26 protein-coding genes are annotated in these 22,908 nt (G+C 64.1%); 15 read left to right on the forward strand and 11 right to left on the reverse strand.

Going from position 1 to position 22,908, the window contains the following annotated elements; all coding sequences use genetic code 11:
- Positions 1–185: 185 nt before the first annotated feature.
- From LPJ38_RS25350 to LPJ38_RS25370, 5 genes are all read left to right on the forward strand, one after another.
- Positions 186–884, forward strand: coding sequence for an outer membrane protein (locus tag LPJ38_RS25350; protein WP_145639396.1), 699 nt, complete (start codon positions 186–188; stop codon positions 882–884).
- Between the two features lie 246 nt (positions 885–1,130).
- Positions 1,131–1,886, forward strand: a complete 756-nt coding sequence (locus LPJ38_RS25355; RefSeq protein ID WP_145639398.1) for an outer membrane protein — start codon at positions 1,131–1,133, stop codon at positions 1,884–1,886.
- Positions 1,887–2,151: 265 nt separating this feature from the next.
- A complete protein-coding gene (gene uvrA / locus LPJ38_RS25360) occupies positions 2,152–5,127 on the forward strand; it encodes an excinuclease ABC subunit UvrA (RefSeq protein WP_145639400.1) in 2,976 nt (991 codons plus the stop codon).
- Between the two features lie 50 nt (positions 5,128–5,177).
- Entirely contained in the window at positions 5,178–5,741 is a 564-nt protein-coding gene (locus LPJ38_RS25365) for a DinB family protein (protein WP_145639402.1), read from the forward strand.
- A gap of 64 nt (positions 5,742–5,805) precedes the next feature.
- The gene (locus LPJ38_RS25370) at positions 5,806–6,129 is read left to right on the forward strand and encodes a hypothetical protein (RefSeq protein WP_145639404.1); all 324 of its coding nucleotides are present in this window, start codon (positions 5,806–5,808) and stop codon (positions 6,127–6,129) included.
- Positions 6,130–6,258: 129 nt separating this feature from the next.
- On the opposite strand, the gene LPJ38_RS25375 is transcribed toward LPJ38_RS25370, so the two are convergent.
- On the reverse strand, positions 6,259–6,345 hold the full coding sequence (locus tag LPJ38_RS25375) for a DUF433 domain-containing protein (protein ID WP_145639648.1): 87 nt from the start codon (positions 6,343–6,345) through the stop codon (positions 6,259–6,261).
- 105 nt (positions 6,346–6,450) lie between these two features.
- On the opposite strand from LPJ38_RS25375, the gene LPJ38_RS25380 reads away from it, so the two are divergent.
- The gene (locus LPJ38_RS25380) at positions 6,451–7,125 is read left to right on the forward strand and encodes an HAD family hydrolase (RefSeq protein ID WP_145639406.1); all 675 of its coding nucleotides are present in this window, start codon (positions 6,451–6,453) and stop codon (positions 7,123–7,125) included.
- A gap of 59 nt (positions 7,126–7,184) precedes the next feature.
- Here the strand turns inward: LPJ38_RS25380 and LPJ38_RS25385 are convergent, their stop codons facing one another.
- Entirely contained in the window at positions 7,185–7,412 is a 228-nt protein-coding gene (locus tag LPJ38_RS25385; RefSeq protein WP_145639408.1) for a hypothetical protein, read from the reverse strand.
- 362 nt (positions 7,413–7,774) lie between these two features.
- Between LPJ38_RS25385 and LPJ38_RS25390 the strand changes: the two genes are divergently transcribed.
- The gene (locus tag LPJ38_RS25390; RefSeq protein WP_231088402.1) at positions 7,775–8,782 is read left to right on the forward strand and encodes an alpha/beta hydrolase family protein; all 1,008 of its coding nucleotides are present in this window, start codon (positions 7,775–7,777) and stop codon (positions 8,780–8,782) included.
- A 31-nt stretch (positions 8,783–8,813) separates the two neighbouring features.
- Here the strand turns inward: LPJ38_RS25390 and LPJ38_RS25395 are convergent, their stop codons facing one another.
- The 6 genes from LPJ38_RS25395 to LPJ38_RS25420 form a co-directional block, all read right to left on the reverse strand.
- The gene (locus LPJ38_RS25395; protein WP_145639410.1) at positions 8,814–9,752 is read right to left on the reverse strand and encodes a YVTN family beta-propeller repeat protein; all 939 of its coding nucleotides are present in this window, start codon (positions 9,750–9,752) and stop codon (positions 8,814–8,816) included.
- Positions 9,753–9,754: 2 nt separating this feature from the next.
- Positions 9,755–10,318, reverse strand: a complete 564-nt coding sequence (locus LPJ38_RS25400) for an SRPBCC family protein (RefSeq protein ID WP_145639412.1) — start codon at positions 10,316–10,318, stop codon at positions 9,755–9,757.
- Between the two features lie 412 nt (positions 10,319–10,730).
- On the reverse strand, positions 10,731–11,483 hold the full coding sequence (locus LPJ38_RS25405) for an AAA family ATPase (protein WP_145639414.1): 753 nt from the start codon (positions 11,481–11,483) through the stop codon (positions 10,731–10,733).
- A gap of 104 nt (positions 11,484–11,587) precedes the next feature.
- The gene (locus tag LPJ38_RS25410; protein ID WP_145639417.1) at positions 11,588–12,448 is read right to left on the reverse strand and encodes a PCC domain-containing protein; all 861 of its coding nucleotides are present in this window, start codon (positions 12,446–12,448) and stop codon (positions 11,588–11,590) included.
- A gap of 9 nt (positions 12,449–12,457) precedes the next feature.
- A complete protein-coding gene (locus tag LPJ38_RS25415; RefSeq protein ID WP_145639419.1) occupies positions 12,458–14,065 on the reverse strand; it encodes an acyl-CoA synthetase in 1,608 nt (535 codons plus the stop codon).
- Between the two features lie 105 nt (positions 14,066–14,170).
- Positions 14,171–14,668, reverse strand: coding sequence for a hypothetical protein (locus LPJ38_RS25420; RefSeq protein WP_145639421.1), 498 nt, complete (start codon positions 14,666–14,668; stop codon positions 14,171–14,173).
- Positions 14,669–14,762: 94 nt separating this feature from the next.
- Between LPJ38_RS25420 and LPJ38_RS25425 the strand changes: the two genes are divergently transcribed.
- Together LPJ38_RS25425 and LPJ38_RS25430 are read left to right on the forward strand one after the other, a co-directional pair.
- A complete protein-coding gene (locus LPJ38_RS25425; protein WP_145639423.1) occupies positions 14,763–15,122 on the forward strand; it encodes a hypothetical protein in 360 nt (119 codons plus the stop codon).
- A gap of 86 nt (positions 15,123–15,208) precedes the next feature.
- On the forward strand, positions 15,209–15,484 hold the full coding sequence (locus LPJ38_RS25430; protein ID WP_145639425.1) for a GNAT family N-acetyltransferase: 276 nt from the start codon (positions 15,209–15,211) through the stop codon (positions 15,482–15,484).
- Positions 15,485–15,544: 60 nt separating this feature from the next.
- Here the strand turns inward: LPJ38_RS25430 and LPJ38_RS25435 are convergent, their stop codons facing one another.
- Positions 15,545–15,940 (reverse strand): SPW repeat protein, encoded by a 396-nt coding sequence (locus LPJ38_RS25435; protein ID WP_061847996.1) that lies wholly within the window; start codon positions 15,938–15,940, stop codon positions 15,545–15,547.
- A gap of 317 nt (positions 15,941–16,257) precedes the next feature.
- On the opposite strand from LPJ38_RS25435, the gene LPJ38_RS25440 reads away from it, so the two are divergent.
- Positions 16,258–16,533 (forward strand): GNAT family N-acetyltransferase, encoded by a 276-nt coding sequence (locus LPJ38_RS25440; protein ID WP_145639427.1) that lies wholly within the window; start codon positions 16,258–16,260, stop codon positions 16,531–16,533.
- Between the two features lie 53 nt (positions 16,534–16,586).
- On the opposite strand, the gene LPJ38_RS25445 is transcribed toward LPJ38_RS25440, so the two are convergent.
- Positions 16,587–16,973 carry a DUF3597 domain-containing protein gene (locus tag LPJ38_RS25445; protein WP_145639429.1) on the reverse strand — a complete coding sequence of 129 codons (387 nt, stop codon included), beginning with the start codon at positions 16,971–16,973 and terminating at the stop codon, positions 16,587–16,589.
- Positions 16,974–17,307: 334 nt separating this feature from the next.
- Here LPJ38_RS25445 and LPJ38_RS25450 point away from each other — a divergent pair, with 334 nt between their 5' ends.
- Together LPJ38_RS25450 and LPJ38_RS25455 are read left to right on the forward strand one after the other, a co-directional pair.
- Entirely contained in the window at positions 17,308–18,216 is a 909-nt protein-coding gene (locus tag LPJ38_RS25450) for a DUF2189 domain-containing protein (RefSeq protein WP_145639431.1), read from the forward strand.
- Between the two features lie 119 nt (positions 18,217–18,335).
- Positions 18,336–19,160: a lytic murein transglycosylase gene (locus tag LPJ38_RS25455; protein ID WP_145639433.1), complete on the forward strand. Its 825-nt coding sequence runs from the start codon at positions 18,336–18,338 to the stop codon at positions 19,158–19,160.
- A gap of 67 nt (positions 19,161–19,227) precedes the next feature.
- On the opposite strand, the gene LPJ38_RS38155 is transcribed toward LPJ38_RS25455, so the two are convergent.
- Positions 19,228–19,647: a hypothetical protein gene (locus LPJ38_RS38155; RefSeq protein WP_347339038.1), complete on the reverse strand. Its 420-nt coding sequence runs from the start codon at positions 19,645–19,647 to the stop codon at positions 19,228–19,230.
- 387 nt (positions 19,648–20,034) lie between these two features.
- On the opposite strand from LPJ38_RS38155, the gene LPJ38_RS25465 reads away from it, so the two are divergent.
- The 3 genes from LPJ38_RS25465 (at position 20,035) to LPJ38_RS25475 (ending at position 22,843) form a co-directional block, all read left to right on the forward strand.
- Complete coding sequence (locus tag LPJ38_RS25465) at positions 20,035–20,187, forward strand: DUF1127 domain-containing protein (protein WP_007590701.1); 153 nt, start codon at positions 20,035–20,037, stop codon at positions 20,185–20,187.
- A 126-nt stretch (positions 20,188–20,313) separates the two neighbouring features.
- Entirely contained in the window at positions 20,314–21,741 is a 1,428-nt protein-coding gene (gene trmFO, locus LPJ38_RS25470; RefSeq protein WP_145639436.1) for a methylenetetrahydrofolate--tRNA-(uracil(54)-C(5))-methyltransferase (FADH(2)-oxidizing) TrmFO, read from the forward strand.
- A 7-nt stretch (positions 21,742–21,748) separates the two neighbouring features.
- Positions 21,749–22,843: a serine/threonine protein kinase gene (locus LPJ38_RS25475; protein WP_145639438.1), complete on the forward strand. Its 1,095-nt coding sequence runs from the start codon at positions 21,749–21,751 to the stop codon at positions 22,841–22,843.
- The last annotated feature ends 65 nt before the right edge of the window (positions 22,844–22,908 follow it).

A 22,908-nucleotide genomic window follows, 5' to 3' on the forward strand; every position in this document is an offset into this window, starting at 1 on the left:
TTGCTGGGCTCGCACGTCCGGGAACAATGAGCCAGCATTGTGACGTTTTGTGACTGTTGTGGCTTTTGAGTGACACAACTTGCGGCTTCACTGGTGTAAGTACGGCTTCAGTTGGGCCATCGAGTCCGCTGCCCTTCCGATTGCGGAAGGCAACAACAGAAACTGGGACTGGGATATAGTTGAAAATGAAGAAGGTTTTGTTGGCTTCGGCCTGTTTGTTCGCTCTCGCCGCTCCCGCGTCAGCCGCTGACCTGGCAGCCCGCCCCTACACCAAGGCTCCGATCGCTCCGGCCGCCGTCTACAACTGGACCGGCTTCTATCTCGGTGTCGTCGGTGGCGGCGCTTGGGAAAGCGGCTCTGGCGATCCGCGCATGCAGGGTGGCTTCGTCGGTGGCACCGCCGGCTACAACTGGCAGACCGGCAGCGTCGTGTTCGGCATCGAGGCTGATGGTGCGTGGGCTGACGTAAACGCCTCGGCGACAGGTCCTGTTGCGTTTGGCGGCGCCATCATTCCCCTGACCGTCAGTTCGCGCATCGACGCGCTCGGCACCGTCCGTGGTCGCATCGGCTGGCTCGCTTCCCCGAGCGTCCTGTTGTACGCCACTGGTGGTTACGCCTGGATCGACAACAAGATCAGCGTCAGCGCGCCCCCTGTTCTGAGCCTCTCGGAAAGCCAGTTTCATTCGGGCTGGACTGTTGGTGCCGGCGTCGAGGCCTTCTTCGCACCGCAGTGGTCGATCAAGGGCGAGTATCTCTATCGCAGCCTGGGCGGCGAGACCTACTTCTCGGGCGTCTTCCCGGTCAACACCGGCACCCTCAACCTCCACACCGTGCAGGTCGGCGTGAACTATCACTTCGGCGGCCCGGTCGTCGCCAAGTACTGAGCTGAAGTACTGTTCAGACGACCGACGTCACATCGTCACGAAAGGCCGGCCTCGCGCCGGCCTTTTTGTTTGTTGGCGTGCCGGCCTAACGCATAAGACTGCCAAATCAGGACGTGATTTCCCTTTATGTTGTGGCTTCTCGGGCACACAACCTCCGGCTTAATTGAGGTACGATCTGTCGGATCTTAGCGTCCGAATCCTTCCCTCCGCACGGAAGGCAACGCAGAAAATGGGGATTGAATTGATATGAGACAGCTTCTTTTCGCTTCGACCAGCCTACTTGTACTGAGCTCATTCGCTCCGGCCATGGCCGCCGATCTCGCGGCGCGCCCCTACACCAAGGCTCCGGTTGCTCCGGTGGCCATTTACAACTGGAGCGGGTTTTACATCGGCGCCAACGCCGGCGGTGCCTCGAGCCGCAATTGCTGGGATCTTACCGGTGTCGGCCCCATCGCCGTCGTCCCGGCCGTGGCCGAGGGTTGTCACAATGCGACCGGCGCAATCGTCGGTGGTCAGATCGGTTATCGCTGGCAGTCCACCAACTGGGTGTTCGGCCTTGAAGCTCAGGGCGACTGGGCTGATCTGAAGGGTTCGAACACGAGCTCCCCGGCCGCGCTCTCCCCGCTGGTGAACAACACCAAGATCGATGCCATTGGCCTCTTTACCGGCCAGGTCGGCTATGCCTGGAACAACGTGCTCTGGTACGTGAAGGGCGGCGCTGCCGTCACTCACAGCAAGTACAGCGGCACTTTTGCAGGCGTCACCCTCGACAACGCGAACGAAACGCGTTGGGGCGGCTCCGTCGGAACCGGCATCGAATTCGGCTTCGCCCCGAACTGGTCGGTCGGCATCGAATACAACCACCTGTTCATGGGCAGGCACAACGAGACCTTTACCTTCCTCGGCGTGACCACCCGCACCGACAGCATCAAGCAGGACGTGGACATGGCCACGGTGCGCCTCAACTACACCTTCGGCGGTCCGGTGGTTGCGAGGTACTGATCCTCGCCGCCGACGTCACATCTTCACGAAAGGCCGGCCTCGCGCCGGCCTTTTTGTTTTCGCGGCCCAGTTCCACCGCTCCTGCTGCCAGATGCCGCCAGCGCGCCAACATTCCGTTGACGATTCGCAAACGCCACTGGAAATCTGCTCCCGTTCTTCCTACGTTCGCTGACATACCCATCGGCGCCGATCCCGGTTCCGGGCGAAGCGCGCCTTCACCATTGGCGCGATCGCGCGCCTTTGGGATTCCTTGAGGATCAGCGGGATGGACGAAGTGATCAAGGCGAAGCGCCAACAACAGAACGCGGGCTCGAGCCTGCGCGCAATTACGATCCGCGGTGCGCGCGAGCACAACCTCAAGAACATCGACGTCGAGATTCCCCGCGACAAGCTGGTGGTGTTCACCGGCCTCTCCGGCTCCGGCAAATCCTCGCTCGCCTTCGACACCATCTACGCCGAAGGCCAGCGCCGCTACGTCGAATCGCTGTCGGCCTATGCCCGCCAGTTCCTGGAGATGATGCAGAAGCCCGACGTTGACCAGATCGATGGCCTGTCGCCGGCGATCTCGATCGAGCAGAAGACGACGTCGAAGAATCCGCGCTCCACCGTCGGCACCGTTACCGAGATCTACGACTACATGCGCCTGCTCTGGGCGCGAGTCGGCGTGCCCTATTCGCCGGCCACGGGCCTGCCGATCGAAAGCCAGACCGTCTCGCAGATGGTCGATCGCGTGCTGGCGCTGCCGGAAGGGACGCGCCTCTATCTGCTCGCCCCGGTCGTGCGCGGCCGCAAGGGCGAGTACCGCAAGGAGCTTGCCGAATGGCTCAAGAAGGGCTTTCAGCGCGTCAAGATCGACGGCACCTTCCATGAGCTCGCGGAAGCGCCTGTTCTCGACAAGAAATTCCCGCACGACATCGACGTCGTGGTCGACCGCATCGTGGTGCGCGCCGACATCGGCCAGCGTCTCGCGGAGAGTTTCGAGACCGCGCTGAAGCTCGCAGAGGGCCTTGCCGTCGTCGAGTTCGCCGATGCGCCTGCGGCCGCGCCAACGGAAGAGAAAAAGAAAACCGCGAAGATCCACGACAAGAGCGGCCCCGCGCGCATCCTGTTTTCGGAGAAGTTCGCCTGCCCGGTCTCCGGCTTCACCATCCCCGAGATCGAGCCGCGCCTGTTCTCGTTCAATAATCCCTATGGCGCCTGCCCCGCCTGCGGCGGCCTCGGCGTCGAGCAGCATGTCGACGAGGACCTCGTCATTCCCGACAAGGAGCTGTCGCTGCGCAAGGGCGCGATCGCGCCCTGGGCCAAGTCCTCGTCGCCCTATTACGAGCAGACGCTGACCGCGCTCGGCAAGCACTACAAGTTCACGCTCGACACCAAGTGGAAGGATCTCGCCAAGAAGACGAAGGATGCGCTCCTCTACGGCTCCGGCGAGGACGAGATCAAATTCTCCTACCAGGACGGCGTGCGCTCCTACGACACCAAGAAGCCGTTCGAGGGCGTCATCACCAACATCAACCGCCGCTATCGCGAGACCGAAAGCGAATGGGCGCGCGAGGAGTTGGCGAAGTATTTCCACGACGTGCCTTGCGAGGGCTGCCACGGGTTTCGGCTCAAGCCCGAGGCGCTCTGCGTCAAGATCGGCGGCAAGCACATCGGCGAAATCTCGGAGCTGTCGGTCAAGAAGGCCGGCGAATGGTTCGAGACCGTGCCCGATGCGCTCAACGCACAGCAGAACGAGATCGCCGGCCGCATCCTGAAGGAGATCCGCGAGCGCCTCACCTTCCTGCTCGACGTCGGTCTCAATTATCTCACCCTGTCCCGCTCCTCCGGCACGCTGTCCGGCGGCGAAAGCCAGCGCATTCGCCTGGCCTCACAGATCGGCTCGGGGCTGACAGGCGTGCTCTACGTGCTCGACGAGCCCTCGATCGGGCTGCACCAACGCGACAATGCCCGCCTGCTCGACACGCTGAAGCGGCTTCGCGACCTCGGCAACACTGTGGTCGTGGTCGAGCATGACGAGGACGCGATCCGCCTCGCGGACTACGTGCTCGACATCGGCCCCGGCGCCGGCATGCATGGCGGCAACATCGTCGCCGAAGGCACGCCCGCCGAGATCATGCGCAACCCGAAATCGCTGACCGGCAAGTACCTCACCGGCGAGCTCGAGGTCGAGGTGCCGGAGCGGCGCCCGCCGAACCATCGCCGCACCATCAAGGTGGTCAACGCGCGCGGCAATAATCTCAAGAACGTCACGGCGGAGATTCCGCTGGGGCTGTTCACCTGCGTCACCGGCGTCTCCGGCGGCGGCAAGTCGACGCTTCTCATCGACACGCTCTACCGCGCCATCGCCCGCAAGCTGAACAATGCCAGCGAGGGCGCCGCCCCGCACGACCGCCTCGAGGGCCTCGAACACATCGACAAGATCATCGACATCGACCAGTCGCCGATCGGCCGCACCCCGCGCTCCAACCCCGCGACCTACACCGGCGCCTTCACGCCGATCCGCGAATGGTTCGCCGGTCTGCCCGAAGCGAAAGCGCGCGGCTACGAGCCCGGCCGCTTTTCCTTCAACGTCAAGGGCGGCCGCTGCGAGGCGTGCCAGGGCGACGGCGTCATCAAGATCGAGATGCACTTCCTGCCCGACGTCTACGTCACTTGCGGTGTTTGCAAAGGAAAACGCTACAACCGCGAGACGCTGGAAGTCCTGTTCAAGGGCAAGAGCATCGCCGACGTGCTCGACATGACCGTCGAGGAGGCCGCCGAGTTCTTCAAGGCGGTGCCGCGCGTGCGCGAGACCTTCAACACACTGCACCGCGTCGGCCTCGACTACATCCATGTCGGCCAGCAGGCGACGACGCTGTCGGGCGGCGAAGCCCAGCGCGTCAAGCTCGCCAAGGAGCTGTCCAAGCGCGCTACCGGCCGCACGCTCTACATCCTGGACGAGCCGACCACCGGCCTGCACTTCCACGACGTCAAGAAGCTCTTGGAGGTGCTGCACCAGCTGGTCGCCCAGGGCAACACGGTCGTCGTGATCGAGCACAATCTCGAAGTCATCAAGACCGCCGACTGGGTCATCGACCTCGGCCCCGAAGGCGGCGATGGCGGCGGCGAGATCGTCGCCTGGGGTCCGCCCGAGGACATCGCGAAGGCGCCGCGGAGCTATACCGGCAAATTTTTGGAGCCGGTGCTGAAGAAGGCGCGGAAGCCGAAGCGGCGAAGCACGAGCGAGGCGGCGGAGTAATTTTACACGGCTGGAATGCGCCGACGCACTTGTCTGAGGGAGAATGAGCTTTGCCTGCGGGGTTTGTGCAGACCTATCGCGCGTTCGCGCATAACAACGCCTGGGCGAACCATCGGCTGCTTACGGCTTGCGTCGCTCTGTCTCAGCCCGATTTCGAGGCCAATCGGAACGGGTTCTTTCCAAGCCTGCAGCGCACCCTGAACCACATCTATATCGTTGACCTTTTCTACGTCGATGCGCTCGAGGGCGGCTGGTTGGGCCCGGCGGCCTGGCAGAACCAGGTGCCGTGCCCTTCTCTTGCCGAACTCAAGCCAGCGCAAGCCGCGGTCGACAAGCGCTTGATCGCCGTCTGCGATGCATTGACGCCCGAGAGTCTCGACGGCGTTGTGCGGATCAATCGCGGCACGGCCGTCCAGACCGAACGGCGCGACCGGCTGCTCATGCATCTCTTCCAACATCAGATTCATCATCGCGGCCAGGCGCACGCCATGCTGTCCGAAACGAGCGTCGCACCGCCCCAGCTTGACGAGTTCTTCGCGGAGGGAGAGGCACCGCTCAGAGCCGCCGAATTCGCCGATCTGGGCTGGACGGAGGACACCGTCTGGAAATCCTAGCTCAATAGCCGGCGACGATGCTGTCGAGAGACGTCCGGCATCAAGTGAACATGGAGTGGCCTCCATGCCGAGCCCAACCTATGCACTCTTTCGCAACGCGATCCTCGGCGAGCGGCAGGTGACCTGCGTTTACGAGGGCAGGTATCGCGAGCTTTGCCCGCACATCATCGGCACCAACAAGCGCGGCGAGGAGGCCGTGTTGGCCTGGCAATTTGCCGGCGAAAGCAGTGGGCAACTGCCGCAATGGCGATGCCTAAAGCTGGCCAATGTTAGCGGAGCCCGGGTGCGCGACGGCGATTGGCATGAGGGGCGCTCGCACAAAACGAGTCAGACCTGCGTGACCAATATCGATCTCGATATCAATGTCGATGTCCGCAAGGTGCGGTGAGGAATGGCTATTTGCGGAGCTACAGGAAGCGAGATCGGAAACGAACCTCATCGATGACGGCGTACGGCTGAAAAGCCCCTGACCAAACTGGTCGATGGTACCCAGCAGCCGAGCCAGCAGCAGCGAACCCTACTCGGGGGTCATCCCAGCGCCCAGTTCGCGCAACACCAGCTCAACCGGGACACGTGTCCCACGGATCACGGGCTTGCCGTCCATGATCGCGGGTTGATTTCGATCCGCTCGTGTCGCATGGCTGTCCTCGAACTCGACCAACTTTGGCACGCCGCATCCCACTTGTCAGCGAACTCGAAGCCCGCCTTCATGTCCTACGCCCTCGCCATCTTCGATCTCGACGGCACGCTCGCCGACAGCTTCCCGTGGTTCCTGCGCACCATCAACGATGTCGCCGATCGCTTCAATTTTCGCCGCGTCGCGCGTGAGGAGATCGAGGAGCTCCGGCATGCGTCGAGCCGCGAGATTCTTTCGCGGCTCGAGGTGCCCTTGTGGAAGCTGCCGGCGATTGCGCGGCATGCGCGGCGGCTGAAGGCGGAGGCTGCAAGCGAGATCCCGCTGTTTCCGGGCGTCGAGCCGATGCTGCGGACCCTGGCCGAGAACGGCGTGCAGCTCGCGCTGGTGACCTCCGACACTGAGGCCAATGCGCGCGAGAAGCTCGGCGACGCCGCGACGCTGTTTTCACATTTCGACTGCGCGGCGTCGCTGTTCGGCAAGCCGGCGAAATTTCGCCGGGTCATGCGCCGGGCCGGCGTCGCGCCTGCGCAGGTGATTTCGATCGGCGACGAGGTCCGTGACATCGACGCGGCACGCGCCGTTGGCATTGCCTGCGGCGCCGTGTGCTGGGGTTATGCTGCGCCCGCAGCGCTGCGAGCGCTGGGGCCTGATCACGTGTTTGAGCGGATGGATGAGATTGTTTCGACGCTGTGCTCCAGTGCGGTAGCCCGGATGAGCGAAACGACATCCGGGAGCGCCGGCGGCTGAGGACAGCTCTGCCCGCATGTCGCTCCGCTCATGCGGGCTACGACTACGACCTGCGCTCGCTACGCGCTGCCGCGCGGCGGTTCGCGCTTCTCCATCGAGAGCGCTATCCGCTCCAGAAGGCCGTTCATCCGCCTCGTCTCCGCGACCTGCTGCTCATAGAGCTCGATCAAGGTCGCGCCGGACGATCCGCGCGCCTGCATGCCGTTCCGCCGCGAGAACCAGAGCCAGGCTCCGATCAACAGCAGGAACGGTAGCCAGGCCACGCCGAGCTCGACCCATTTATCCATTGCAAACGTCTCCGCTTCCTGCGCTGCGCACGATCCCCGGCGCCAGTTCATGTTGGAGACCATCTGTCGGCTCAGTCGGAGATCCGGTTCGATGCGGTGCTTCAGCCGACGTCATGGCGGTCCGGCGCAGCTCGTCGATCAGGCTGCGGCCCTATGATGCGGCAGTTCGCCGCTTCGTTCGCGGTGGCCGCCCTTCCCTTCAAACGAACTCGTGATGACGACCCGCCACGAAATCGACCAACTTACAAAATTACACTAAGTGCAATTCAATATTACATCTGGTGCGATTTATGCAGCGTGCATGCAAGTTGGGCAGCGACGCGTCCGCCCCCGCGAAAATGACGCGACGCCGCCTCGGTGCGATGCTGCTCGCGGTCGCGGTCACAACCGCAGTCACCGCGCACCCGGTGCAAGCGCAGTCCGCCCCACCCGCTTACACCGACTTCGACTGGGTCGATCCCGCGCGTGCGCGGCCCGTACCGACCCGTCTGCACTGGCCTGCGGATGTTGCGCCAGGATCGCGCGTACCGCTGATCGTGTTCTCCCACGGCCTCGGCGGCTCGCGCAGAGGCTACAGCTATCTGGGCCGGTATTGGTCGGCCCATGGCGTTGCGAGCTTGCACGTTCAGCATGCCGGCAGCGATTCCTCGCTCTGGGCAGGCAATCCCCTCGGCGTCGTCGATCGCTTGCAACGAGCCGCTCATGAGAGCGAGGCGCTGGCGCGCGCGCTCGACATGCACTTCGCCCTGGATCGCATGCTGTCCAGTCCCTATGGCGCCCGGATCGATCGTCGGCGCATCGTCGCGGCCGGGCATTCCTACGGCGCGAACACGGCTCTCGTTGCCGTGGGCGCCCGCGTCATGCGCGACGGAAGGTGGGTCGAGGCCCGCGACCCGCGCTTTACGGCCGCGATCGTCATCTCCGCGCCGCCGTTTTATGGCGAAACCGATCTCGCCTCGGTCCTCGGCAAGATCACCGTTCCGAACCTGCACGTGACGGCGACGAACGACGTCATCCAAATCCCCGGATATCACTCGCCCACCACCGACCGATTGGCCGTCTTCAACGCCATCGCCACGCCGCGCAAGCTGCTTACCGTGTTCGAAGGCGGCTCGCACAGCATCTTCACGGATCGCGCGTTCACGGGCGGTCCGGCCCTGAACCCGAAGGTGAAGGCTGCGACGGCTGAGCTCACCCTGGCTTTCCTCGACCTGGCCTACGACGGCAATCGGGACGCGCTGACGCGCTGGAATGCGGCCTGGCAGCCGATCCTGGCATTGGCTCCCGATGCTGCGCCTCCGCAGATTTCGGCTCCTCCGTCCCCACGCATGGCCAAGAGGGCGGCGGCCGGCCTCGTTCCCGCGCCATGAGCTGGGTTGCCTTAGCTGCCTCTTGGCGTAGCTACTCGGTCTTCCGCAAGAACGCCCCGAACGCGCGCGGGCCGTCGCCGGTCTTGATCTCGCCGATCACCTTCAGATCAGTCGCGTCGATGATGCTCAAAATGTTGCTCTCCCAGCAGGCGACGATGACGCGCTTGCCGTCGGCGGTCGCCGCGATCCCTTCGGGATAATCGCCGACGTTGATGCGCTTGATCGGCTTCAGGCTCGCCAGGTCGAACACGCTGACCGTGCCGCCATACTGGTCGGTGACGAAGCCGCGGCCCAATGTCAGCGCCACCGCATAGGGCCGCATCCCGACCGGCACGCGGCCGATCTCGCGGCCTCCGGCGATGTCGATGACGGAGACGTCGTCGGAGCCGACATTTGCGGTGTAGGCGCGCTTGCCCTCGGCATCGATGGTGACGCCGAACGGGCGCGTGCCGACCTTGATGACCGCCTTGCGCTGCCGCGTGGCGGTGTCCACCATCGAGACGCTGTTATCGTCGCGATCGGCCGAGAGCAGCAGCTTGCCGTCAGGTGTCACGGCAAGGCCTGATGGCGAGGCGCCAACCGCGATGCTGGCAGTGACGCTGCGGCTCGCCGCGTCGATCACCCGGACCGCGGCGGCATACCAGTCGGCGACATAGACCGTCCTGCCATCGGTCGCCACGGCAATGCCGAGTGGCCCGCCGCCGACCTCGATACGGCCGGCGACCTGCCGGGCTGCGGCATCCACCACCGTCACCGCCTTGGAATCGGGGCTCGTCACATAGGCAAAGCGCCCGTCCGCACTGACGGCGACGCCCGCCGGCTTGCCGCCGATCGGGATGGTCGCAACCCCGCGCGCACTGGCGAGGTCGACGATCATCAGGTCGTCGCTGAGCTGGTTGGTGACGAAGGCCTCTTCCGCGGACGCTTGCGCGATGCTGGCGGCGAGCGCCGCCAGAACCAGGATACGCACGATCAGCTGCCGCTCTCGATCTTCTTCTTGAGCGCCTCGAGCCCGGCCTTGTACAGCCCGCTCACGGCCTTTGTTGCAGCTTCGTCGCTCAGCTCCGGCGGCGGATCGTTGTTGGGGTAGCCGCGGTAGAACGCACCGGCCCATTCCAGCTTCGCCTTGCCATCAGGCGCCGGCGACACCGTCAAGGTCGAGGAATAATTGGTCACCGGCAGCACCTTCACGTCGACCTTGGTGATCCGGTACGAATAGCTCTGCATGTCGGGCTCGTATTTGTAGAGCTCCTCCTCGACCGTGGGACCGCCCGTCAGGGTCAGCGTCCGCGTCGCGCCGACTTCGTTGCCCTTCTGGCCCTCAGTCTTCGTGACGATCGGAAGCCAGCTCATGTCCTGGAAATTGGAGATCGCGGCCCAGACCTTGGCCGGCGGCGCACTGATCTCGATGGATTCCCGCACCTTCTGCCGGGTCGGCCCGTGAGCCCACACCGGTTCGAATGCGGCCACCAGAGCCATCCCCGCCACCGCCAGCGCCGCCACCTCGGCGAGCGCCGTTCCGCCTATCATCCTCATGTCGTTTCCTCGTTCCTCGATTTGCGCGACTTCGGGCGCGCTGAGGTCATGGTAGCGCATTTTTGGACCGTGGGGAGACCTGTTCGTGGCACGGCTGTGGCGGTGTGGTTGCCGGGCATCCACACCATCCAGTGCGAACGCAAAGCTCTGGCACGACGTGCCGCGAGAAACGGGAAACTGCCCCAGCCATTCGACGACAGCCTCGTGCCCCGGACGCTGCGCAGCACGAAGTGGTGCGCTGCAGAGCCGGGGCCCATCTCACGGCAGCTTACGGTGCACCATCCGGCTCCCGGCTCTGCGCCGCAACGCTTACGCGTTTGCTTGTCCGGGACACGAGGGTTGAGCGCTGGATTGCTTCGTCGCAAGAGATCCTCGCAATGACGGCGGAGAGGACGACCGCCAACCGCGCCTATCACTCCCCCAGCGTCGCCTCCACGAATCCGCGCGGATCAGCGCAAAACTCACGCATGACACGGTAGTGATCCGTCTCCTCCACCGTTACCGGCTCCAGACCATACTTCGTCAATCGCAGCAACCGCGCGTTGGGATAGGCCATCAGCATCGGCGAATGCGTTGCCATGATGACCTGGCAATTGCGTGAAGAATCCATGCGATGCAGCAGCTTCAGGAATTCCATCTGGCGGGCCGGAGACAGCGCCGATTCCGGTTCGTCGAAAATGAAGATGCCCTGCCTCTGGCATCGCTCCTCGAAGAAGCGCAGAAAGCCCTCGCCGTGGGAATACGACAGAAAATCGGGTGGCATGTCCGATACTTCGTCGAGATATCTCGCAACGGAGAAGAAGGTCTCGGCTCGAAAGAACCAGCCGTTGGTGATCTTTGGCACCCAGCCGGCGCGAAGTGCGGTCGACAACTCCCCACCCATGATCTCGCGCGCATTGGAATGATCGACCGCGCGATAACCCTTGCCGCCGCCGGCGTCGTCATAACCGGCAAGTGCCGCAATACCCTCCAGGATGGTCGATTTTCCAGTGCCGTTTTCGCCGACGATGATGGTGATCGCGGTGTCGAAGCTCAGGTCGAATTCTTCGCTGAAGATCGGAAGACAGTATGGATATGCTGTCCAGTCGGCGACCAGCGCGCGGTCAAGCCAGACACGCCGCAGATAGGGAGCAGGCAGCCTGATGTCGCGCTGTCGCCCTCTCATGTCCACCCCCTCCCTGCCTATTCAAACCCGAAACCTGAGGAACATAGCAGGAACAATCGCCCTGAGGAAGTGGATTCAGGCCGAACGACAAGTTCAGCTGTGATCTAGTCCAGCACCTCCAGCACCAGCTCCATCGTCATCAGCACGGGATTGTCGCCGCGGACCATTCGGCCCTCGGCGATGCCGCCAGTGTAGTCGACCAGGGCAACGTCGAGCGCGGCTTCGAGCGCCTTTGACCGACCGATCTCGATTGCGCCGGACGTTATAGCCAGCTCGGTGGCGAACGGCTCGGTGACGGCGCCATGAGTGAAGCGCGCCCCGATAGTCGAGCCGACGCCGCCATGGAGCTTCGCGCGGGAAATTCCGTGCGCGCGACAGAACCCTTCGAGGCAACCCGCAAAGTCCTGGTTCGGCCGCAGCCTCAGCGCGAAAGCCCGGCGCGTCGTTCGCGCCCCGGTGCTCGCGGCAGCCACCGGCCCAAACAGCTTGAAATTGGTTTCGGGATCAGGCTCGGCGGTGAACATCGCGCCGTCAAGACCGAAGGCCTCGACCTCGAACGGCTCGGCCACCATAGTCTCGTCCGGCAGCATGTGGCCGCCGCTCGCCTTGCCGTCAGCCTCGGTCCACAGCCCATGGCAATGAAAGAACGGCGCGCCGTCGCGCGTGCCGAGCGTCATGCTGCCGAGCCTCACGCGCGTCACGCCCTCGGGCCGGAACGTATCGCTGTAGAACGCGGCGTTCTCGCCGGTCTTCGACAGGGCCGGCATCACATAGCCGAACGGCCCGAGCGCACCTTGCCGGAAGTTGAGCACGCCGCCGGCAAACCCCTCCGCGGCAAAACCGCGGCGCGCGGCGTCCAGCAACGGCAGGCCGGCCTGAAGCGTGAAGGCGAAGGCGCGTCCCCTCGCCTCCACCCATTGAATGCGTTCCACAATGGGCGGGCCCGGCTGCTTGATGCTCCGCATCGGCCCGGCTCAGCCTGCCTTGGTGTTATTGAGGTCGAGCAGCCCGCGCGCCTCGAGTTCGTCGCGCACCATGCGCTTCGGCACCTTGCCGTAGCCGGATTTCGGCAGCGCCTCCCAGAAGAAGAACCGCTTCGGCATCTTGTAGCGCGGCACCTTCGGGAGGAGGAATGCCGCCATCTCGGCCTCGCTCACGGCCTGCGCGCCTTCGCGCGCGACGCAGACGGCAATGCCGACCTCGCCCCAGGTTGCATCGGGCACGCCGAGCACGGCGACCTCGCCGACCGCGGGATGCGTTAGGATCTTCTCCTCGATCTCGCGCGGATAGATGTTGGAGCCGCCGGAGATGTACATGTCGGAAGCGCGGCCAGTGATGTAGACGAACCCTTCCTCGTCCATGTGGCCCAGATCGCCGGTGCGGAACCAGCCGTTGCGGAATGCCTTCGCATTGGCTTCGGGGTTGTCGTAATAGCCGGCGAACACCGCGGGCCCGATCACGCAGATCTCGCCGCTCTGGCTGGCTTTGAGCTCGCGGCCCTCGTCGTCCTGGATCGAGACCTGCATGCCGGTGCGCTCGAAGCCGCAAGTGCCGATCTTCGCGTGCGGGCCGTCCTCGGGATCGTGCAGCGCCGCCGGCAGCACGGTGATGTTGCCGGTGACCTCGCCCAGGCCGAAATACTGCACGATCACCTTGCCGAGCTTCTTCAGCGCCGCCTTCTGGTCCTCGCGATACATCGGCGCACCCGCATAGATCACCTGTCGCAGCGAGGAATGATCGTATTTGTCGGCAGCGGGATGCTCGACCATCATCTTCAGGATCGTCGGCACCGTGAAGAGGTTGCTGACGCGATAGGTCTCGATCAGGCGGAACGCCTCGTTGATGTCGAATTTCTCGGTCGGCAGCAGCACGGTGCGCGCGCCGCGCGCGGTCTGCATCAGCTGATGTACGCCGGCGCCATGCGACAATGGTGCCACCACCAGCGAGGCATCCTGCTCGGTCGTGCCGGGCGTCAGGTCGGCAAGATGATTGGTCACCACAAAGCCCATCTGGCCGTGGCTCAGCACCGCCGCCTTGGAGCGGCCGGTGGTGCCGGAGGTGAAGAAGAACCAGCAGGGATCGTCGTGCTCGACGGCGACGTTCTCCACGGCAGCGCCGGCCTGCGAGGCGATGGCGTCGGCCACCGAGCGCTCGCCGAACGCAGCCTTGCCGTCGACGCTCCAGATGAACTCGAGTGCGCCGCCCTTCACCGCCGCGGCATGTTCGGGGAAATCGACGTGGCACAAGAACGCCTTCGCGCCGGAGGCCTGCGCGAGATAGCCGACCTCATCCGGCATCAGGCGGAAATTGGTGGGCACCCAGACCGCGCCGAGCCGGAACGCGGAGAACATCGAGAAGAACATCTCGTCGCCATTCTTGGAATGGACCAGGATGCGGTCGCCCTTGGCAATGCCGCGCGCGGCGAGCGCAGCCGCTAGCGCCGAGACCTGCGCATCGATCTCGCGCCAGGTCCAGGATTTGTCTCCCCAGACGAAACCGGGGCGCGATCCATGCCGCCGCGCATTCTGGGTCAGCATATAGGCGAGATTCATCACGCGGCGGGACATGCGCAGGGGCTGCATCGGGCTTCCTCTTCGACGACGGGCGGCACGCCGGCCGTCCGCTCATTGCAGCCCATTTATCGCCATCGCCAGCGCCCCTGCAAGGCCGCCGGGTGCACGGCTCCCCTACGGCTGCTTGAATGCAAACGGCGTCGCCGTGATGGCCTTGGTCTTCGAGCAGGCTTGCGGACCAAAGCCGCCGCAGAAGCTGCCATGCAGATCGAAGCGGACCGTGCGCGCGGCGCCGCGCTTCACCGATGGGGCCATGATCTTGTAGCGGAGGACATAGCCGTCGAACACCTCGCGCACGCTGCCGTCCGGCAGCGTCACCAGGATCTTCATGACGCATCCGCCGGTTCCGCAATACGTCGTCTCGCGATCACCGCATTTGGTGTCCTGGAAATCGACGACGTAGTCCTCGCGACCGTCACCGGTCAGGTCGACCTTTCGCACAGTATCAGGGGCAAACATCACCGGGCCGCCGTCCTGGCTCGCGCATTCCTCATTGGCGAAGCGCACGGCCTTCTGCACCCCGGGCGGATAGTCGGCCGGATTGAACGGCTTTGCGTCTTCGGCGCGCGCGGCCGAGGCGAACAGAGCCAGCATGATGATGAGACAACGCATGCGCGTTTGTCGTCAGCGCGGTCACAATCGTTCAGGGAATTTTAAACATGATCGGCGCAACGTTCATCAGTTGTCGCGTACAGAGTACCCCATCATGGTCAAAGCGCCCGCTCTTCTCCTCTTGTCGCTGGCGCTCGCCGGATGTGCCGTGGGCCCGCAAGCGCATCTTACGTCCGATCCAGCCTTCAAGCCTGCGCGCTATGCCTGGGATGGCGCCGGCGAGAATCCCAATCAGCCCCGTTCGGCCTCGCGTGCGCCCCGCACTGCTGCGGCATCCGAGCGCAACCGATCGCAGGCCGGGCTTGCCCCTTATTCGAAGGAATGGTGGCAGGCACAGGACGGCATCGAGGCCGAGCAGGACGCCAGGGTCAACCGCTCCCTGGTCATCTGCCAGGGCTGTCTCCGCCCGCAGCCGCAGCCCGAAGATTCCAGGCTGGCCAAAGCGGGCGATTGAACCGAACAACCTCAACATCGGAAACCTGCCGACCCGACCGCGCGTTACGGCTTGGTGTGCGGCGCTGGCAGCTGGAGGGCGAGGACATGAGCGACGTCGTCAACAACAGAGACCATCACCGCTACGAGCTCGCGGTGGACGGCCATCTTGCGACAGAGCATTACAAGCTCGATGGCAAGGTGATCACCTTCGAGCACACGGACGTGCCGAAGGAGCTTGGCGGCAAGGGCATCGGCTCGAAGCTGGTGCAAGGCGCGCTCGACCAGATCCGCGCCGACGGATTGAAACTGATCCTGCAGTGCCCGTTCGTGAAGGCGTGGATCGAAAAGCACCCGGACTATGCCGATCTCGTGACGCGATAATACAGGCCCACCGCCGTGACGGCGGGCCTGCCGATGTCTATGACCTATTGCGTCTATGACCTATTGCCCATGCTTGAGCATGTCCTGATCGTTCATATCCCAGTCCTGCCACAGCTGGAGTATGCCAAGCAGCACCACTGCCGCGCCGAGGCTGGTGTGATAGACGCGGAGGAAGCCGTCACCGGAATAGCCGATCACGTAGGGCGAAGCGATGAGCCACAGTCCGGCCAGGATCGTCGTCACCTCCTGCCAGCGCTGCAAGGCGACATATTCGAGCTGGCTGATGCCAAACACGATCAGACCGATTGCGACCGTGTTCAGGATCACCGTCTGATGTCCGGTGATCACCGGATCCTGGATCGGAAACCATGGCGACGCCACGATCACCGCGCCGAGCAGCATCCCGCACCAGTCTTCCCATGTTCGATGAGTATTCAAGAAACCAAAGTCCGACATCGTACCCTCCTTCGAAGAGGCATACGTCTGCGGCTGGCAATCATGACACTCCGAACGTCTAGCGACCCTGCCGGCCGCATTCGGGCGTATGTCCTCTCAAGGACGTGGGAACCGAAGTTCGCCTTGCAAGAGCGATCGCGAGGATTATTTGCCGTCATTGCATCGGGTGTGCAGGGCGAGATGCCCATATTGCACTGCGGCCACAGCGGTGCGTTTGCAGATGCCTCCGTTGCGGCGATCTCCCTTGGTCCCTCCTTGGCAAGGGCCGGCTCCGTCTCTTAGATCAGCAGGCATTCTGCACTTCGGAAGGATCCCGCATGGCGGCCATAGTACGCGACAACAAGGACAGGAGCCGCTTCGAGCTCGACGTCGGCAGCGAGGTCGCCTTCGCCAATTACCGGCTGACGCCGTCGGCCGTGATCATCACCCACACCGAGACGCCGCGTGCGCTACGCGGCCGTGGCATCGGCTCCGAGTTGGTCAAAGGCGCGCTGGACCTGATCCGCCGCGACGGCCGGAAGGTGATCGCCGGCTGCGGTTTCGTCGTCGATTATCTCGACAGGCATCCGGAGGATGCGGATCTTGTGGCCTGATCGCAAAGGGGCCCGCGCGATGGCGGGCCCTTGCGGTACGACCTGGCGATCGGTCAGTGCTTGATCTCCGGCGGCAGCTTGCCGCCATTGGCAGCGAGCTTGGACATCACCTGCTTGTGCAACCAGACGTTCATGCTCGCCGAGTCGTTCATGTCGCCGGTGTAACCCAGCTCCTTGGCGAGATCCTTGCGCGCGGCGAGGCTGGAATCGATGTCGAGCGACTTCATGAGATCGACGATGGAGGTGCGCCACTCCAGCTTCTCGCCCTTGTGCGCAGCCGCCGCCTTGTCGACGATCGCGGCAACATCAACCGCTGCCATGGGCGCGGTGGCCGGCGCCGATGTGCCGGGCGCGCTGCTTGCGGACGCGCTGCCGGCGGGCGTAGCGCTAGCCGGCTGGCTGCCGAAGATCGCGCCCATGATTTTCCCGAAAATGCTCATGTCTGCTCCTCAAAAAAGGATCCGTTGGAAGGGCCTTGAGTGGCACTTATAGACGAAGTTACGGCCTGGCGCCCGAAGTTCCGCGAACCAGCACGCAGCATCAGCTTATCTGCGGCGAAATGACGACCGAATGACATCACCGTGGTTGCACTGCGCCATCGAATTTCACCCAAGCCTGAGGGACAGGACTCGGAATTGGGAGTAGGCTCAACCTTCAGTTCGCGATTGCCTTCCGGAATTCGCGTCTGGTCGGGAATCGCGAGAGTTCAAAGAAAGCGGCCGCTTGCGCCGTTGCCGGCGCGAGATCGACCGCGCGGCAAGGGAGCTAGCGACCATGGCCACACTCTACCCGGGCGATGTCCCCACGGTGGCCCAGCCCGCGGAAGCGGCTGGACCGGTGATCCGGACCATCCAATTGTCCGACCTGCACGATGCGCTGAAGCGCGGCTGGGAGGATTTCAAGGCCGTTCCGAGCCACGCCATCATCCTCTGCGTGATCTATCCGGTGCTCGGCCTCGTGCTCGCCCGCGCGGTGATGGGCTATTCGGTGCTGCCGCTGCTGTTTCCGCTGGCCGCGGGCTTCGCGCTGATCGGCCCCTTCGCGGCGCTTGGGCTGTATGAACTCTCCAGCCGGCGCGAACGCCATGAAGAGGCGACCGCCTGGGATGCCATCGAGGTGCTGCGCTCGCCGTCGTTTGGCGCGATGCTCGGCCTCGGCACGCTGCTGCTCGCGCTGTTCGTGACCTGGATTGCGACCGCGCAGGCGATCTACATCGCGGCATTCGGTTATGAGGGCGCGACCGGGATCTCGGATTTCATGACGCGCGTTCTGACCACCGAGCAGGGCTGGTGGCTGATCGTGGTCGGCTGCGGCGTTGGTTTCTTGTTCGCGCTCGCCGCGCTCTGCATCAGCGCCGTGTCGTTCCCGCTGATGCTGGACCGTCATGCCGGCGCATTCGAAGCGATGACGACGTCGCTGCGCGTCGTCGCGAAGAACCCGGTGCCGATGGCGGCCTGGGGCCTGATCGTGGCGGTGCTGCTGGCGCTCGGCACGATCCCGGCCTTCATCGGTCTTGCCGTGGTGATCCCCCTGCTCGGCCACGCCACCTGGCATCTCTACCGCAAGGTGATCGTCTCCGAACCGGGTGCTCGTCCGGTGCCGCCTCCGCCGCATCGGCCGCGCAAGCCGGCGGCCGACTTCCCCGCCAACCTCTTCCCGTGGCGAGACAACACGGACGCCTGACAATGTCGTGACGTGCGGCCCTGCCCGGTTCGGACAGGGCCGCACGCCTTGCTTTGGCCGCGGTTGCAACCGAGATTGCGCAGGCCGGTCAGATCACTTCACGGAATCCATTTCAACTGATGACCCCGACGATTTCTCGTCTCGCTCTCGCAGCTTTCGCCCTTTCCGCTTCAATCCTGTCAGCCCAGCCAGCGCTCGCCGCTGTTGCCTGCGGCTCGGGAAATTTCGATGCCTGGCTTGCGGACTTCAAAACCGACGCCGCTGCCAAAGGCATCTCGCAGCAGGCGATCACCGCCGGGTTTGCCGGCGTGACGCTCGATCAGAACGTGCTCAACCGCGACCGCTCGCAGAAGGTGTTCAGCCAGAGCTTCGAAGAGTTTTCGGGCCGCATGGTGCCGCCGCGCCTGCAGCGCGGCTCCAACAGGATGAAGCAGTACGGCTCCGTTTTGTCGCGCATCGAGCAGACCTACGGCGTCCCAGGCGAGATCTTGGTCGCGATCTGGGGTCTGGAGACCGATTTCGGCGTCAACACCGGCTCATTCGCGACGATCCGCTCGCTGGCGACCCTGGCCTATGACTGCCGGCGCTCCGAGCAGTTTCGGGCCGAGCTGTTGGATGCCCTGCGCATCGTCCAGCGCGGCGATCTTGCACCCGCCGACATGAAAGGCGCCTGGGCCGGCGAACTCGGCCAGACCCAGTTCATGCCGTCGTCCTGGATGAAATACGCCGTAGATTTTGACGGCAACGGCAAGCGCGATCTCCTGCACAACGCGCCCGACGTGCTCGCCTCCACCGCCAACTATCTCGTCGGCTACGGCTGGCAGCGGGGCAAGGATTGGCAGCCGGGCAGTCCCAACTTCGAGGTGCTGAAGCAGTGGAACAAGAGCGAGGTCTATTCCAAGACCGTCGCCTATTTCGCCGCCCAGCTGGCCCGAGCTCCCTAAACCGATCGATCAATTGAGGGCCGATCGCCCAGCGACCGGCCCTCTCTGAATTGACGTCTCAACCCTTCTATTTGGCCGCGGAGGCCTGCATTGCCTTGTTCAGGTGCGCACCGCACGCACCCATCTTGCCGTTGAGCAGGGAGTCCTGCGCAGCTGCGATCTCCTTCTGAGCGACGAGCTTGCTGTCACCGTCGGCCATGTTCTCGATCGCGGTTTCGGTCTTCTCCAGATTGGCCGAGCTGCAGCCGCCCGCACTCCGCTTGGCAGCCTCGGCCGGCGGGAGAGCAAACACGACGGCGGCAATTGCGACAGCCCCGAGTAACTTCGTCATGACGTTACCTTCCTTCTTGTCCTTCTGCAGACCAGCGGCATTGCCGGATTCTGCGACAAGACTTTTGCTCGGATGTGGCAACTTGTCGCAGTAAACTCCTCGCGAGATTTGCGTGATCTTGCGCGGGGCGCAGGGCGGTATGCGCAGGTTTTTCATTACATCCCCTGTAATGCGTGCGTCCACGCAAGTGAATATATATTCATTCTTAGACTTAAACACATGCGAATCGCGCATGCGTGACTTGGGTTAAGACGCTGGCCCGGCTGCCTTGCAGGCAGGGGAACACAACATATTTCCTGCACCTACCGAATCCGATTTCTGACCTAAGTCCGTGTAACTACGGGCCTTTATTGCTCCGCGCACTGCTTATTGCCCCTTGCATGGGCAGGAGCGCCCTCGGGTTAAGCGTCCGTTACCGACGCTATGCACGTAACGCTTAGCTGCATCGCAACATCGGAACTTTCGCACTGCACCACTCTCACCTATATTCATTTCAACGATGAGGCCCGAGCAAGGGCTGAATCGAACTACAGGAGACTACCAATGCTGCTCTCGCTCATCCGCATGATCCAGGCTTTCCGGGATTATCAGCGCAATGTTGCCGAGCTCTCCCAGCTCAGCGATCGCGAACTGGCCGACATCGGCCTCGATCGCTCGGACATCCCGCGCGTTGCCGCCGGCCAGTATCAGGGCTGATTTCGTTCAGCCCTTTACCGGACGAACCGATAGCGCCCGCCTCGTGCGGGCGTTGTCGTATCTAGCGGCAGAAAAGTCGAACTCGGCGATTCCACTCATCGCCGAAAAGCGCTACCTGTCCGCCCCATGACAGGATCCCAATCCAACATCGTGCACGTGATCGGCGCCGGCCTTGCCGGTTCCGAAGCCGCCTGGCAGGTGGCCAAGGCCGGCGTGCCCGTGGTGCTGCACGAGATGCGGCCGACCCGCATGACCGAGGCGCATCGCACCGACGGCCTTGCCGAGCTCGTCTGCTCCAATTCGTTCCGCTCGGACGATGCCGCCAACAATGCCGTCGGCCTGCTCCATGCCGAGATGCGCCGGCTCGACTCGCTCATCATGCGCGCCGCCGACGCCAACCAGGTGCCCGCCGGCGGTGCCCTCGCCGTCGACCGCGAGGGCTTCTCGGCGGCCGTCACCAGGGCGCTCGATGAGCATCCCCTGATCGAGATCGCTCGCGGCGAGATCGCCGGCCTGCCTCCGGCCGACTGGAGCAACGTCATCGTCGCGACCGGCCCCCTTACCTCTGCGCCGCTGGCCGATGCCATCCGCGAGCTGACCGACGAGAACGCGCTCGCCTTCTTCGACGCGATCGCACCTATCGTGCATCGCGACTCCATCGACATGTCGGTCGCCTGGTTCCAGTCACGCTACGACAAGGTCGGCCCTGGCGGCAACGGCGCCGACTACATCAACTGCCCCATGACCAAGGAGCAGTATGACGGCTTCGTCGCCGCGCTGATCGCGGGCGAGAAGACCGAATTCAAGGAGTGGGAGACCAACACGCCCTATTTCGACGGCTGCCTGCCGATCGAGGTGATGGCGGAGCGCGGCCCCGAGACGCTGCGCCATGGCCCGATGAAGCCGGTCGGGCTGACCAATCCGCATGATCCCACGACGAAAGCCTATGCGATCGTGCAGCTGCGCCAGGACAACAAGCTCGGCACGCTCTACAACATCGTCGGCTTTCAGACGAAGCTGAAATATGGCGAGCAGCAGCGCATCTTCCGCACCATCCCCGGGCTCGAGAAAGCCGAGTTCGCGCGCCTCGGCGGTCTGCACCGCAACACCTTCCTCAACTCGCCAAAGGTGCTCGACGGCCAGTTACGCCTCCGCGCGCAGCCTCGGCTGCGTTTTGCCGGCCAGATGACGGGCTGTGAGGGCTATGTCGAATCCGCCAGCGTGGGCCTGATTGCCGGGCTCTATGCAGCCGCCGACGCGCGCGGCGAAACGCTGGCGAGTCCGCCGGGCACGACGGCGCTGGGATCGCTGCTCGGCCACATCACCGGCGGCCATATCGAGACCGTCGAGCCGGGCACGCGCTCATTCCAGCCGATGAACATCAATTTCGGCCTGTTCCCGCCGCTCGCGACCGTGCCGACCAAGAAGCCCGACGGCACGCGGCTGCGCGGCAACGAGAAGACGGTGGCCAAGAAGCAGGCGATGAGCGCACGCGCGCTCGCCGATCTCGATCGCTGGATCGCCGATCACCTGCGCATTGCCGCCGCTGCGTGAGTTGTCGATGAGCCTCCCCAATGACGACGCCGCGGAACTCTCGGCGCGCTGGACCGAGGGTGTGTTGCTCAAGCGCGACGTGTTCTCGACCGTCGAGCGCGGCCGCTTTCGCGACGACAACGGCGAAGTCGATGCGGTGCTGCGCCGGCTCGACGAGGTGCCGTGGTGGTCATTCCTGCTGGCCCGGCATCTGTTCGCCCGCGAGAAGCATGCGCTCGCACTCGCGAAGGGCCTCAATGTCGGCCCGGAGCTGCTATGGGCCGGACGGCGCGCGCTGGTGCGCGGCTTCGTCGACGGCGTCGCGCTGCATCTGGCCAAGCCGCATGGCGACCTCGCCTATTTCCGCTCGGCCAAGGCCGCGCTGCGGCGGCTGCGCCGTGCCGGCATCTGTCACAATGATCTCGCCAAGGAGCAGAACTGGCTGGTCGGCCGCGACGGCCACGCTTACGTCACCGACTTCCAGCTCGCCGCCTGCTTCGTGAGGCGCGGCCGGCTCTACCGCATCCTGGCCTATGAAGACCTCCGGCATCTGCTCAAGCACAAGCGCTCCTATGCGCCCGAGGCGTTGACGCCGCGCGAACGAAAGATCCTGGCGAAGAAGTCGTTCGCCGCGAGCCTGTGGCTCGCCACGGGCAAGAAGGTCTACCGCGCCATCACCCGCGGCCTGTTCAACTTCACCGACCGCGAGGGCGGCGGCCGCCGCCTCGTCAATGATGCGCCGGTGCTGGCGGAACTGATCCGCAAGAACCCGGCGGTGCGCGACACCGCCATCGTCGCCTTCGCCGACCGCCGCTCGGGTGTCGGGCTCTATGCCTTCGTCGAAGCCGATCAGGCCGCGCTCGAAGGCGAGCTTCGCAACGAGCTTGCGGCCGCCAAGGGCCCAAAGCCGCCGGAACACATCCAGGTCGTCCACGCGCTGCCGCGCGACTCAGGCGGCAAGCCGCGCACGGAAATCCTGCAACTGGTCGCCATGAACCAGCTCGACCTGATCGAGCCGATGATGAAGAACGACCAGGACCGCGCCTTCCTCAAGGACATCCTCGAGCAGCGCAAGAACCTGCGCGACCGCTTCAATTTCGAGGCGGACCTGCCGGCCGGTTAGAGCATGATCCGCGCCTTGAAGCGTCCACATTGCCGATAGAGAAGCGGTCAAATAATTCGGGCTTG

This window comes from Bradyrhizobium daqingense, from assembly GCF_021044685.1.
Lineage (GTDB): Bacteria > Pseudomonadota > Alphaproteobacteria > Rhizobiales > Xanthobacteraceae > Bradyrhizobium > Bradyrhizobium daqingense.